The organism is Frigidibacter sp. MR17.14, from assembly GCF_037095735.1.
Classification (GTDB): domain Bacteria; phylum Pseudomonadota; class Alphaproteobacteria; order Rhodobacterales; family Rhodobacteraceae; genus Frigidibacter.
On sequence record NZ_JBAWKD010000003.1, the window covers coordinates 125,514 to 138,720 of the forward strand.

At 65.8% G+C, this 13,207-nt stretch carries 11 protein-coding genes and 1 tRNA gene; 4 read left to right on the plus strand and 8 right to left on the minus strand.

Going from position 1 to position 13,207, the window contains the following annotated elements; translation table 11 throughout:
* Positions 1-8 precede the first annotated feature (8 nt).
* The 5 genes from V8J36_RS09230 to V8J36_RS09250 all read right to left on the minus strand — a co-directional run bounded on the left by V8J36_RS09230 (position 9) and on the right by V8J36_RS09250 (position 5,989).
* Positions 9-1,781, minus strand: a complete 1,773-nt coding sequence (locus V8J36_RS09230; protein WP_336467002.1) for a phage terminase large subunit family protein — start codon at positions 1,779-1,781, stop codon at positions 9-11.
* A complete protein-coding gene (locus V8J36_RS09235) occupies positions 1,774-2,277 on the minus strand; it encodes a DNA packaging protein (RefSeq protein WP_336467003.1) in 504 nt (167 codons plus the stop codon). The genes V8J36_RS09230 and V8J36_RS09235 overlap by 8 nt, the downstream gene beginning before the upstream one ends.
* Before the next feature lie 321 nt (positions 2,278-2,598).
* Complete coding sequence (locus V8J36_RS09240; RefSeq protein ID WP_336467004.1) at positions 2,599-4,650, minus strand: AAA family ATPase; 2,052 nt, start codon at positions 4,648-4,650, stop codon at positions 2,599-2,601.
* A 336-nt stretch (positions 4,651-4,986) separates the two neighbouring features.
* Positions 4,987-5,367, minus strand: coding sequence for a hypothetical protein (locus V8J36_RS09245; RefSeq protein WP_336467005.1), 381 nt, complete (start codon positions 5,365-5,367; stop codon positions 4,987-4,989).
* A gap of 142 nt (positions 5,368-5,509) precedes the next feature.
* Entirely contained in the window at positions 5,510-5,989 is a 480-nt protein-coding gene (locus tag V8J36_RS09250; protein ID WP_336467006.1) for a hypothetical protein, read from the minus strand.
* 794 nt (positions 5,990-6,783) lie between these two features.
* On the opposite strand from V8J36_RS09250, the gene V8J36_RS09255 reads away from it, so the two are divergent.
* From V8J36_RS09255 to V8J36_RS09270, 4 genes are all read left to right on the plus strand, one after another.
* On the plus strand, positions 6,784-6,990 hold the full coding sequence (locus V8J36_RS09255) for a cold-shock protein (RefSeq protein WP_336467007.1): 207 nt from the start codon (positions 6,784-6,786) through the stop codon (positions 6,988-6,990).
* A complete protein-coding gene (locus V8J36_RS09260; protein ID WP_336467008.1) occupies positions 6,987-7,226 on the plus strand; it encodes a hypothetical protein in 240 nt (79 codons plus the stop codon). The genes V8J36_RS09255 and V8J36_RS09260 overlap by 4 nt, the downstream gene beginning before the upstream one ends.
* Positions 7,227-7,316: 90 nt before the next feature.
* Positions 7,317-7,466, plus strand: a complete 150-nt coding sequence (locus tag V8J36_RS09265; RefSeq protein ID WP_336467009.1) for a hypothetical protein — start codon at positions 7,317-7,319, stop codon at positions 7,464-7,466.
* A gap of 197 nt (positions 7,467-7,663) precedes the next feature.
* Positions 7,664-7,915, plus strand: coding sequence for a DUF982 domain-containing protein (locus tag V8J36_RS09270; protein ID WP_336467010.1), 252 nt, complete (start codon positions 7,664-7,666; stop codon positions 7,913-7,915).
* A gap of 556 nt (positions 7,916-8,471) precedes the next feature.
* Here V8J36_RS09270 and V8J36_RS09275 read toward each other — a convergent pair.
* The 3 genes from V8J36_RS09275 to lon all read right to left on the minus strand — a co-directional run bounded on the left by V8J36_RS09275 (position 8,472) and on the right by lon (position 13,123).
* Entirely contained in the window at positions 8,472-9,698 is a 1,227-nt protein-coding gene (locus V8J36_RS09275) for a cache domain-containing protein (RefSeq protein ID WP_336467011.1), read from the minus strand.
* Between the two features lie 796 nt (positions 9,699-10,494).
* Positions 10,495-10,569: transfer RNA gene (locus V8J36_RS09280), tRNA-Val, on the minus strand.
* Between the two features lie 145 nt (positions 10,570-10,714).
* On the minus strand, positions 10,715-13,123 hold the full coding sequence (gene lon / locus V8J36_RS09285; protein ID WP_336467012.1) for an endopeptidase La: 2,409 nt from the start codon (positions 13,121-13,123) through the stop codon (positions 10,715-10,717).
* Positions 13,124-13,207 lie beyond the last annotated feature (84 nt).

A 13,207-nucleotide genomic window follows, 5' to 3' on the forward strand; every position in this document is an offset into this window, starting at 1 on the left:
TCCGCCTATTATTTTTCCAACCACTTTGACTTGATAACTGCCGGGGATTTCTTCGGCAAGGTTACTCTGGTCAGTTCCTCTTCACGGCGGTCCAAATTCAGCCCGACAAGCTGCCGCGCTGCCAGCGCATAAACCGTCGCGTCCAGCGTCTCGGCTCGCTTGCCAGGAATCCGCTCGAAACGCCGCTGGGGCTGGCCCTTGTAGTAACGGACCACGCGGCGTTCGCTGGTCAGTTGCTCAAAGAAGATCGGGGCAAGGTCGGAAGAGAACCGGAAGGCCCCGCCTCTGGACAGCCGGTTGAAGAGCTGCGCCTTGATCGCATCCACGCCCACAAGGAAGAGCGGCGCGCCCTTCATGCTGGACCGTTGCAGGAAGGGCCGCGCCATGCCCGACACGCCCTTGCCGCTGACCACGCGCCGCCCAAACCGCGACCGGGTGAAGCCGTGGACAAGATCGGCGTGGCCCCCGTCGCCCGAGTCGATCACGGTGGCATCGCAGGTCAGGATACCGCCCGTCGGGTGCCGCCAGATGGTCTTCAGGGCGTCGTCCAACTCGGCCCAAGTGGGATCGGCTTCAATCGCCCCCCAGATCACGCTATGGCCCAGAATGAAGACTGCATCGCCTTTGCCATGGCCAAGGAAGACCAGTTCAAGCCGGTCGTCTTGGCAGTCCACCCCCGCCGTGATGACCAGCACTTCCGGCGGGATGCGGTCGGGCAGCCCGAATGGCTCGCGCTTTGCTGCCAACTCATGTTCGTCAAGATCGTCCTGGGCTTCGCGCCACGCCTCGCCCAAGACCAGATTGACGAAGGTCTGAAGGGTGGACGGGTTGTCCTTCGCCCGGATGAATTCCGCAGCCAGCGTGGCCCAAGAGGCGTTGGCATGAGGGCTGACAAGGGCGTTGATCCTGAAGCCCGCATGGCCCCGGACATGGGGCATGGTGGCCCGCCAGCGGCCTTCCGCCACCAGCGCCGCCTTGTGCCGCTCTGCCACGACAGAACCGCAGCAAGGGCAGGCCCAAGCCGCCTCTTCCGGCCTGCCGTCCGGCCAAGTGATGTTCGCCCATAGGACTTCGGAAAAGCCGCCGCAGTCCGGGCAGGGAATTTCAAAGATGCGCTGGTCAGACTCGGCATATAGGCGGCTGACAGGGCCGAAGTCGAAAATCGGGGTGCTGCCCGCGATGATCTTCCGATCCGGGAAGGCCAGCGTCCGCATTTCGGCCAGCTTGATCGGGTCGCCTTCCTGCCCGATCTCGAAACCGTCGATTTCGTCCAGAAGCAGAATCTTGGCATTGTGCCGCCGCAGGTTCCGGGGGCTTTTCGCGGCCACCAGCTTCAGGCTGCCCCCGGCGAACCGCTTGGACATGAGAGTCGAGCGGCCCGTTTCGTCGGCCTCAGGATCAAGGATGCCCCGCAGGACCGGGGAAGCGTCAAAGGTGCCTTCAATGTCGCCCACGGCATAGTCGCGGCAATCGTCCTGCGTCGGCAGGACGGCCAAGATCGGGCACGGCTGATTGGCGACATAGTTGCCGATGACGGCGGTCAACAGGCTGGTGTAGCCGATCCGGGCAGATTTCTGGACGGTGATCCGGCTGATTTCCGGGTCGTCAATCGCATCGCAGATTCCGCGCTGATAAGTCCAGAGCCGGACCTTGCCCGGCAGAGCCGACACGGTGGCGGGGAAATGGACGGTCGACTCGATCCAGTCGGCCAATGGCAGGACCGGCGGTGGCTTCAGGGCTGCCAGCGCGCGGCGGCGGGTCAGGGTCAGGGCATTATTCATGGCTGGCCAGCTCCTCTAGGACGGCGCGAACCTCGCGGTCGATTGTGGCCACGTCATGCGGGGTCAGGTGGCCAAGGCGGCTTGCCGCCCGCGACGGCAGGGCCAGAAGCGCGGCGCGAACGTCCCGCAAAACGCCCGCCCAAGCCTTCTCCACGTCCGCTAGCGGGGCCAGCTCGCCCTTGGCCTTCAGGTTCGCGGTTTCCAGCTTCTCGGCTGTGGCACGGGCAAGGCGGATTTTCTCGGCGTTCAGTTCGGGGTTGTTCGCCAAGGCGCTGTTGCCCTTGCTGACCTTCAGGTCGGCCACATAGGCCCGGACAGCCGGGCGCAGATCGAAGAGCTTGTCCGGGCGGCGGGGAATGCGGCCTTCCCGTGCCAAGGTGTTGATCCGGGGGGCGGTGGTACCCAGCCATCCGGCCACCGTGTCGGCGGTCACGGGGCAATCGTGGGGGCTGCCCGCCAGCTCTTCGATTTCTGCCAGCTCATGGGCGGGGATCATGCGTCAAATCCTTCGGTAAATCGAATTCCCGAAGGAAAACCGAATTTGGGGATTTCGATTTTTTGTGTCGGGGGTGATATGCCGGGGCTCCGCGCCCCCCGCAGTCCAACAGCCGGGCAAGGACCCACGCCCGCCCGGCTGACCTTGCATCTGGTCTTGCCAAGCCATGCTTCGGACAGCACGGCAGAGGGCAGGCATCCCATCCGGAATCTCGGAACGCCCCTAAAGGGGCGATTCCGGATTTTCCGGGTTATGGGGGTGGTTTTCCCCCGGAAGGAATCCGGAAGATTCCGAGTTTTTCCGAGATTCCGGCTGGTCGGTTCACCCTTCATCATCACCCCCAAGTGCATCGCTGAATCGTTCCATGGGATCGTCGGGCAGATGGTATGCACCCCCGCTGAAGTGCAACTTGCCCTTGGCCACCAGCCCCTTCAGGGCGATTTCCATGGTTCGCCGCCTATTGTCGGGCACGTCGGATTGCGAGACGCGCCGCCCGTCAATGCAAGCCTTCCGCAATTCGGCTTCGGGCAGAGACGAGTCCGCCGTCAATTCGCGGAAGTGGCCCATGACCGCCTCTTCGCCACGGGTCAGCTTGGGCAAAGCCTTGGTAGTGGCGTGCAGATCGTCTTCCGCAATCGCCGCCGTGATCGGGTCGCCGTCTTCGTCCACCCCGACGTTTCGCGTCCCGATGCTGAAGGCAATGGACAGGGCCGTGGGGCCGTTCCGGTTCTTGGACAGCTCGCAGGCCACGGTGTCTTCGCCGCGTTCGCGGGTCAGGGCAATCGACACGTCCAGCGCCCCGTTCAAGAGGCTATGGCCACGGGGCAGCCTGTCGCCTGCCTTGGTGTCATGGTGGATCAGGATGACCGCCGCGCCCCACTTGGTCAGGGACCGCGCCGCCGCCACAACCTGCCCCATGCCTTCCGCCGTGTTCTCCTCCAAGCCGGGGAAGGCCACGGCCAGCGTGTCAATGATGACCAGAGCCGGGCGGCAAGCCTTCACGGCAGCCCGCAATTCGGCCAGCTCGCCCTTCTTGGAAAGCAAGTCGGACACGCCCGAAACAAGGTGGAAGGCATCCGCTTCGCCGTGGTCTTGGCGAAGAGCTGACAGCCGCCCGCGCATCCCGTGCCCGTCTTCCACGGCCACATAGAACACGCCGCCTTGCCGGGTCCGCCGTCCGAAGACTTCGGCCCCTTGCGCGACGGCATAGCCCAAGCGCGGGGCCAGAAGGCTTTTGCCTGCCCCCGGTGCCCCGACAATGGCGGCAACGTCGCCTTGGGCCAGAAGCCCCTTGATGACGTAGGGACGGGCGGGCAGCGTGTCGCATTCGGCGGGGGTCAGGAAGGTCAGCCGGGATGCCGCGCCGCCCGCTTGGTCGGCAGTCGGGGCATCGGACGCCACGCCTAACAGAGCCTCAATTTCGGCCAGCTCGGCTTCGTCCGGGCCGGTGAAGAGGGCCAGCTTCCGTTCCAAGTCAAACTGGCGGTGCAGCTCGGCCACGGTGGCATTCTTCCAGCCATGGCGTTCGGCGTCGGTGACGATGGTCCAGCCCGTCACGCCGCCGTCGGGCTTGAAGGAGTCCCAGGCGGCATCGGTCGCGCCGGGTTCATAGCCCGGCCATTGGCCCGACCAACCGTGCCAAGCCTCGCGCCCGTCTTCGTCGCCGTCCGTTTCACAATGCAGGGCCATGCCGATCTTCAGCCATGCGTCCCGGCTGGCGTATTCGTCGCCGTCATTGGGCAGCGCCATGAGGGCTTCGCGCATGACATGGAAGGGCAGACCCGTCGGCTCCCCTTGGCCCGGTTCCTTGGCCTTCCGACGCGGCTTCAGGGCTTCGGGCAAGGCCAGTGGATCATCGACCAAACTGCCCGACAGAAGGCGATATGAGCCGCCCGCATGGGTCGCGCCGGGTGCAGCGATGTAGCCGCCTTCGCCTCGCACATCAACGCCAACGGGCAGCCCGACGGCGCTGTTGCCCATACCCTCGTCCCACCGGAAGATCGCGTGACGCCCGCCCGAAGGCGTGGCCACCATGGTCGGCGAGAGGGCTTCAGGATCGAAGCCGATGGCCCGAAGGCCAGCGAAGCCGTCCTTGCCGTTCTTCTGGTCAATGTCCAACGTCAGAAGGCGCGTTCGCGGCCCCATCGGAATGCCCGGCATGGCGTCGGGCCATTTGCCGAACCAGCGACGGATTTGGGCTTCGTCGGTTGTGGCCCGGTTCTGCCAGTCTTTGATGCAGGGCTTCTTGCGGGGGTCTATTCCGGGCAGCGGATTGGGCACCAGACGGAAGGGAAAGACAGGGATGCCCTTACGCGCCAAATCAAGGGCGGCTTGAAGATTTTCTTTGTTTGTTATAGGTTTGGCTTGCGACACAGCTGGTTCCTTTGTCGTGCGAAGACAGGCCCCCGGTGGTGATGACACTGGGGGTTTCGCATTTGCGGGGACTGGCGGATCAGGGCGGCGAGACGCCACCCGTCAGCGGGCGCTTCAGGGCAAAAGGGTTTGACAGACACGGAAAAAAGCCTTGGAAAACATTGGCTAAATCCCGGGCGGGTTGACACTCTAAGGTGCTGAAATCACGAAAGGCCCGGAGTCCCTCCGGGCCTACCAACGGACTGGACATGCCGTTCGCTTTCAGAACGTTGATCCGGACGTGCCCCACGAAGAGGAATGGCGTGGGGCACTTTGCCGTGAAAGCCCCGCACCGGATCACCCGAGGGAACGCGTGACCGCCTCCAATCCCCGGATCGTTTCGTCATACGAGTCGAGCGCCTTGGGGTGCTCCTCTCGCTGACGGATGTAGAAGCGCAGCCAGGCGTCCAACTGCTCGAGGGGATAGGTGTTCGACCAGATCTTGCCGGTCAGCGTGAAGGTGCCGGCCGCGGCATCGTGAGTGACTTGCATGGCACATCCCATAGTGCCTTCGCGGTCGGCAAGCAACGCGCCCCACATGTGCGGATCGGTGATCGGGCACGCCCCCAGCGCCCGTGACCTCTGCGCCGCGATCCGCTGCGAAAGCGCCAACGCGATGCGGCGGTTCAGCCTGTGCTTGCGCCATGGCCGATGCGGCGCGTTGGAGATCGCCAGCATTTCAGCGGCAGACTCGAACGCGGCGCTGCTGACATCACCGCCCCGTGCTGACGACCCCAGCCTCGATCCGCGCAGGCCGACGCACGAAAAAGCCCGCCCAGATCTCTCCGGGCGGGCCCTCCGACGCAAGCGTCGTTCCGGGTCACATCTGCTTCTTGGCCTCGGCGGCCGTCATGCCGATGTTGATCTGCTCTTCCGGCACGAAGTTCGGCGGGACCACGAGCGAGAAGATGCCCCCGCCCATCGCTTCGGTGCGGGTGATGTAAATGCGCTCGCGGTTGCCGGCTTCGGGTGCGACGCTGCCGACGACGCCCACGACCTCGCCGTCCGAGGTGACGACGGTCTTGTCCATGAGCGGGTTGCCCTGAGTGGTCATGGCCGGCATCTCGGTGGCTTCCGACTGCGCGTCGCGCACGAAGCCGCCGGCGTCGTCGCTGCCGTCTGCGGTCGTCTTCGAGGGCGTGGACGGCGAGGGCATGGTGGTCGCGTCCGACTGGGCGTCACGGACGAAACCGGTCGGATCATCGCTGCCGTCGGCGGTGGTTTTCGATTGGGCATAGGCGCCGCCCGCCATCAGCGAGAGCGCCGCGGCACCTGCCAGGAATTTGTTCGCGAACTTCATTTGGGGTCCTCCTCAATCCAAACTGGCCGGGCACGCGCGCCTCGGGTGGGTCGCGCCCGGCTTCGGAAAAGAAACAATCTGACCGCATCATTCGGTCCGTGCTTCAGGCCCCAGTCCCCCTGCGCGCTGACGCGCGGACCTTCCGTGCCTGATGCGCGTTGGGGAATCGCTCAATACTTGACCCAACCGCCTTCGATCCGCGTCCCACGGTCATCGACAGCTGCGCCGGCGACATCGGGGCCAGCACCGGGATCGAGCTGGCCCTCGGCCGCAGCGCCGGTTGTTGGCATCGATCACTCTGCTGCCGCGCTTGCGCTGCCCGGGGCGACAAACCTCAGCCTCTGCACCTCGACAGGAACATCTGCGGCGTCGAATACGCGGGCTGGTCAAGGGTCACCTCGTCGGGCTGCGCTCGGCCAGCCCGGACGGCAAACACCTCTTCGGGGCCAAAGACAGCGCGGTCCGCGCAGGGCTGGCTCGCATCCGTCACCGCGCATCTTGAAGACGGACGCCTTGGGCAAAACCGGTGCCGCGCCACTGCGCGGCGGGCTCTGAACGGAAGCTGCGGGCCCTGCCCCGTCACAGGGACAAGCCCCCCGAACAGGCGGGCTCATTTCGCACCCTGCCAAATGAGTCCTTGCTTTATGCGGCGCAAGCGCCCATGTGTCTGGGGCTGACGTTTCTTCTCTTCGTAATGCTGTCGCCGCTGACACGGTTCCGGTTGATCGACTTGGATCGACCTTTGCCGGGCTGTCGCGATCCTGCGGACAGCATTATCACAGGAGACCACGGATATGGCCAATGGCACCGTGAAATGGTTCAACACCGAAAAAGGCTTCGGCTTCATCCAGCCGGAAGATGGCCGCAAGGACATCTTCGTCCACATCTCGGCCGTGGAACGCGCCGGGATCAGCCGTCTCAATGACGGCCAGGCCGTGACCTTCGACATCGAGACCGGCCGCGACGGGCGTGAATCGGCGTCCAATCTGGCGCTCGCGTGAAGACGACACTGGAAGACCTGCTCGCAGGTCTTCCGGCTCAGGAGGGAAACGGCGGGCAGCCCCTGGGCACCGACGTTTCCGCCTCGAAGTCGAAGGCGTCGACTTCCGTGACGCAACTGGACCGGACGACGGCCAATGTCCGGCGCGTGCTCGATGACGAGGCGCTGCTGAGAACCGAGAAGACCGCGAAGCTCAAGGCCGCCCGCGAAAAACGCGATGCGGGCCGCAAGGGCTGAAAACGCCCGCGTGCCTATCGACGATACGGCCCGCACCGCAGTGTCCACCATGTCCGTGCGGGCATCCCGCAACGACATGAGGAGACGGCCATGGGATATTCCACGCCGAAGAAGCAGCTGGATCTCAAGGAATTCCTGAGCACTCCGGCGAAGAAGAAGCCTTACGTGCGCAAGTTTGCGGCCACCAAGCCCAAGGCAGAGGCCGCCGCGCCCGATACGTCCGAAGACACGGCGTCCTGAAGGGCCCTGCTTCGGCATCACGACGTGATCGGCACCGTTCCCGACCGGAGGCGGCGCGCCCGCCAAAGGGCGAAGTCGCGGCACAGGCCGCGCACAGACAGAAGATCCCCCGAACCGAGAGGTCTTGCGCAGTCAGCCCGAAGGGGTCGTCGCGCCACAAACGGTTCGGGCGGGATCACCACACAAAGGATATGACCATGATGGAAGTCCAATGGGGCCTCCCTCTCAACCTGCATCAGCCGCTCGAGGGCGAACCCGAGCGGTTCAGCACGATCGAGAAGGCGCGCTACTGGCTGCGCCGCAGATGGCCGGTCTCCGACACGGCGCGCAAGGTCGCGCTCGAGAAGGTCGAAGCTGCCATGGAGTGCATGAGCCCGGTCGAGGACGCCCGCCGCGCCTTCTGCGTTGCCGCGCTTTCCGCAGGTTTCGTGCCCAGCATCGACGCCTGAGAGACCGGGCGACGGTGTGGCGGGGGCGCTGATGACACCGTTCGCCGCTGTCGCCCCGCTGCCGATCCAAGTCGCGACCATCCTGCGCGGTTGGTCGAACGGCGGCTTCCGGCAAGGCCGCTCTGCGCAGATCCGCTGAGCCAGCCTGATCCGCTGCTTGACTCACTGACCCCCACCACACGAGGTTGACTGGGCGTGGGGCACCCGCGCCCTGAAAAGATCAGCACATCTGCGAAGCGGCGCGGCATTCCGCGTCTGCAACTTTCCGAACGCGGCTTCACTCCAAGGGCTGCGCCGCGGTTCGCGCCGCAGGTGCGCATGGCCTGATGGGTCTGCCCGGTGGAACGCGCGAGGCCGATGCATCCCTGAACCCGGCTTGTGGTCTGAGCGCCGACGTCCCGCCCCGGTTAGGGGCCAGACCGTGGACGACGACGAGGCGCGTCTGCCACGCCGGACAGCCCGTCTTGGCCGCTACGGCTGGCGGCTGCGATCCGGATCAACGCGGTCAGGTTCGCAGCATCAGTAGCGCCCCCGGCCGCTCCGCACAGGGGCGCACTCAGGCGGCGTCGCGGGGATCCTTCTTGGGCCCTTCGGCGAGGTTGCGCCAGCTTTCGTCGCTCTGTTCCTCTGTCTCCGGACGCCGGCTCCATTGCGCCAGAAGGTCCTCTTCCGCAGCCTGATCCGTGGCCCTCTCCGACCGCCGCACGCCGATCGCACTGCGCAGGCGCAGAAGCCGGGTCTGAAGCTGGGCCAGCGCCGCGCCAAGCTCGAGCGCGTCGCGCGACGTGCGGCTGGCCAGCGGATAGTCGATCTCGCCCACCGCCAGCTTGCGGGCGCTGGCGACAAGCTGTTCGATCGGGCGCGTCGTCCGGCGGATGATCAGGACGAGAACAAGCACCATGGCCAGCCCGATCCCGATCAGGGCCAGCACCGTCTGCGTCGCCGTCATTCCCGGCACCGCGGCCGAGATCTGCGCCGGCGACCGGACGATCAGGCTCCAATGCAGCGGCAGGTCCTCTCCGAACACTCCGGGCACCGAGGCGTTGAACAGTTCCTCGCCGTTCTGATGGCTGTAGCCGTAGTCGCGCGAGATCCCGCGCGCGGCGGTGGCGATGGCTTGGGACGAGGGCGGGGCCGTGCTGTGCAGCGCCGCCTGCGCCGGCACCTCGCCCGACCGCGTGACAAGGAAGCTGTCGAGCCCGAGATCGGCAGACGTCTCGACCAGCATTTTCTGAAGCCAGGACAGCCGCAGCTTGTAGACCACGACGCCGGTCAGGAAGCCGTCCGCGTCATAGATGCCGCGGGACATGTCGAGCACCGGCTCCGGATTGTCCCCGAAGCGATGCCGGTGGACATCGCTCAACGAGGGGCGCGTGATCGCCGCCTTGAACCAGTCCTCGTCGCTGACATCGCGTCCCTCGCCCACGCGGTGCGAACCGGCCAGAAGCCAGCCGTGCACGTCTGCGACCCCGGCCCAGGCGATCTGCCCGCCAGAGGCGACCACGGCATCGGTGAAGTTCTGCAACCCCGAGGACGAGTTGATGCGCACGTTCTTCGACACCGCGTCGAGACTGGACCATTCGCGCATCATGGCGTTGCGCAGGACCAGCGCCACCGCCTCGCCGCCGCGGATCGTGGCCTCGGCGCGCGCGGCGCGCAGGAACCCGTCCTGGTAGCGGGCCACCACGATGGCCCCCGCCCCCAGGGCACCGGCCACCACGCAGAGGATGCCGATGATCAGCACCATGCTCAGCGAGAGCCCTCCGGATTTCCTGCGAAACATGATCAAAGCTCCACTCGTCGACGCCTTTACACTCGTTCAGGAAACGGAAATCACTGTGGAAAAAATGTGGCGAGAACCGGGCCGCGCCCGTCCGCACAACCTTTCCGGTCCTGACGCGCGTCCGCCTTCGACGTCCCGGCTGCATCCATCCGCCCCGGCGGGCCCGCGCAGGCATCGGCTTCGCAATCGGAAGCCGACGCTCTGCGAAGGCTGCGGCAAAACGGCCGGAGGACCAAGGACCAGCGGACCCGTTCGCGACGGACTGGCCGCGGTCTCGAGTTACCCATCCGGCCACGTCGTGACCGGCCTGCGCGGGGCATCCGGCACTCCTTCATCCGTGCCGCGCCGAGAGACTGGCCCCCTCACAGCAGGACCGCCAAGCCGGTGCGCCTGCCGATGATGTGGGACCGGGCGGGTCACGAGACCGCCGCCCCCCGGCTGTCATCGCATCGTCGCTTTGGCCGATGTCGGGCGGGGCCGTGCGCGCCGACATCTAACCACCCTTCATCGGGCTGCGCGCGAAGGCGCGCCTTCGCGCGGCCGACCATCGCCAGGGCAGCGAACGGTCGCGGAGGATTCTGGGGGCCGTGCCGTCTCACCCTTCGGCGACAACGCGGCGCAGTCATCGGCTGGGGCGCGCGGTTATCCTGCCAGTCAGCGCCGCGACCGCGCAACAAGCGACCGCAGCGGGTGTGCGGGCCGCCATTCGCAAATCGACACGTCCATACGACCGAACCGGTGCGCGGGCCCAAATGCAGAAGGCGCCGCACGAACGTGCAGCGCCTTCCGGGAATGATGGTGGGTGATAAGGGATTTGAACCCCTGACATCTTCGATGTGAACGAAGCGCTCTACCACTGAGCTAATCACCCGGTGGCGGTGCTGATACCGGCTGTCGCGGCACAGCGCAAGGGGGGTGTTGCGCAGATTTTCACCCTGCCCCGGCGGAAGCCGGAGCCGCCACAAAAAACGGGCGCGGCCTGCGCCGCGCCCGTCCCTCTCATCCGATCAAGGCGCTCAGTGCGCCGTCGCGCTCGGGCCCTGCGGCTGGGCAGCGGCGCGGGCCGCGGCGGCGGCCTCTTCGGCCGCCTCGTCCCAATCGATCGGCTCGGGCTGGCGCACCAGCGCGCGGGCCAGAACCTCGCGCACATGGGTCACCGGCACCAGCTCCAGCCCCTGCTTCACCGAGTCGGGGATCTCGGCCAGGTCCTTCTCGTTCTCCTCGGGGATGAACACCGTCTTGATGCCGCCCCGAAGCGCCGCGAGAAGCTTCTCCTTCAGCCCGCCGATCGCCATCGCATTGCCGCGCAGCGACACCTCGCCGGTCATGGCGATGTCCTTGCGCACCGGGATGCCGGTCAGCACCGAGACGATCGAGGTCACCATCGCCAGCCCCGCCGAGGGGCCGTCCTTCGGGGTCGCCCCGTCCGGCACGTGGACGTGGATGTCGATCGCGTCGAACTTCGGCGGCTTCACCCCGATCGAGGGCGCGATGGACCGAACGTAGCTCGAGGCCGCGTCGATCGATTCCTTCATCACGTCCCCAAGCTTGCCGGTGGTCTTCATCCGGCCCTTGCCCGGCAGCTTCAGCGCCTCGATCTGCAGCAGGTCGCCGCCCACCGAGGTCCAGGCCAGACCGGTGACGACACCGACCTGATCCTCTTTCTCGGCCAGGCCATAGCGGTGCCGCTTGACGCCAAGGAACTCCTCGAGCGTCTCGGGCGTGACCACGACCTTGTCGGTCTCCTTCTTCAGGATCTTGGTCACGGCCTTGCGCGCCAGTTTCGCCATCTCGCGCTCGAGGTTCCGCACCCCGGCCTCGCGGGTATAGCTGCGGATGACCTCGTCCAGCGCCGCATCGGTGATCGCGAACTCGCCCTTCTTCAGGCCGTGGTTCTTGATCTGCTTCGGCAGCAGGTGCTGCTTGGCGATCTCGCGCTTCTCTTCCTCGGTGTAGCCGGCCAGAGAGATGATCTCCATCCGGTCGAGAAGCGGCCCCGGCATGTTGTAGCTGTTGGCCGTGGTCAGGAACATCACGTTCGACAGGTCGTATTCCACCTCGAGATAGTGGTCCACGAAGGTCGCGTTCTGTTCCGGGTCCAGCACCTCGAGCATCGCCGAAGCCGGGTCGCCGCGGAAGTCCTGACCCATCTTGTCGATCTCGTCGAGAAGGATCAGCGGGTTGGTGGTCTTCGCTTTCTTCAGCGCCTGGATGATCTTGCCGGGCATCGAGCCAATGTAGGTCCGACGGTGGCCGCGGATCTCCGACTCGTCCCGGACACCGCCGAGCGAGATGCGGATGAACTCGCGCCCCGTGGCCTTCGCCACGCTGCGACCGAGCGAGGTTTTACCGACGCCCGGAGGACCGACGAGGCAGAGGATCGGGCCCTTCAGCTTGGTCGAGCGCGCCTGCACGGCCAGATACTCGACGATGCGCTCCTTGACCTTCTCAAGCCCGAAGTGGTCGTGGTTCAGCACGTCCTCGGCCAGTTTCAGGTCCTTCTTGACCTTCGACTTCACGCCCCAGGGCAGCGACAGCATCCAGTCGAGGTAGTTGCGCACGACCGTGGCCTCGGCCGACATCGGCGACATCGACTTCAGCTTCTTCAGCTCGGCCTGCGCCTTGTCGGCGGCCTCCTTGCTGAACTTGGTTTTGGCGATCTTCTCCTCGAGCTCGGCGATCTCGTTCTGGCCATCCTCGCCATCGCCCAGCTCGCGCTGGATCGCCTTCATCTGCTCGTTCAGGTAGTACTCGCGCTGGGTCTTCTCCATCTGCGACTTGACGCGGGTCTTGATCTTCTTCTCGACCTGAAGGACCGACATCTCGCCCTGCATCAGGCCATAGACCTTCTCCAGCCGCTCGGCCACGTCGAGCGTCTCCAGCAGGTCCTGCTTCTGGCCCACGTCGATGCCCAGATGCCCGGCCGACACGTCGGCCAGCTTCGCGGGATCGCGCGCCTCGGACACGGCGGTCAGCGCCTCTTCGGGGATGTTCTTCTTGACCTTGGCATAGCGTTCGAATTCCTCGGCGACAGAGCGCACGAGGGCCTTGACCGCGGCCGGATCGCCGTCGGTCTCGCTCAGCAGTTCGGCCTTGGCCTCGAAATACTGGTCGTTGGGCAGGAACTCGGTGATCTTCACGCGGGCGCGGCCTTCGACCAGCACCTTCACGGTGCCGTCGGGCAGCTTCAGCAGTTGCAGCACGGCGGCAAGCACGCCGGTGCGATAGATGCCCTCTGCGGTCGGATCATCGATCGCCGGGTCGATCTGCGACGACAGCAGGATCTGCTTGTCATCGGCCATGACCTCCTCGAGCGCCCGCACCGATTTCTCGCGGCCCACGAACAGCGGGACCACCATGTGCGGGAAGACCACGATATCGCGCAGCGGCAACACGGGGTAGCTGGTGGCAAGGGGTTCGTTCATGCTCATTCCTCTCTGGCAGGAGGGCATCCGGTCCCGTTCGTCGGCGACCACCGGCCCTCCCCGTCTGTCCGGCTCTTCTGAACC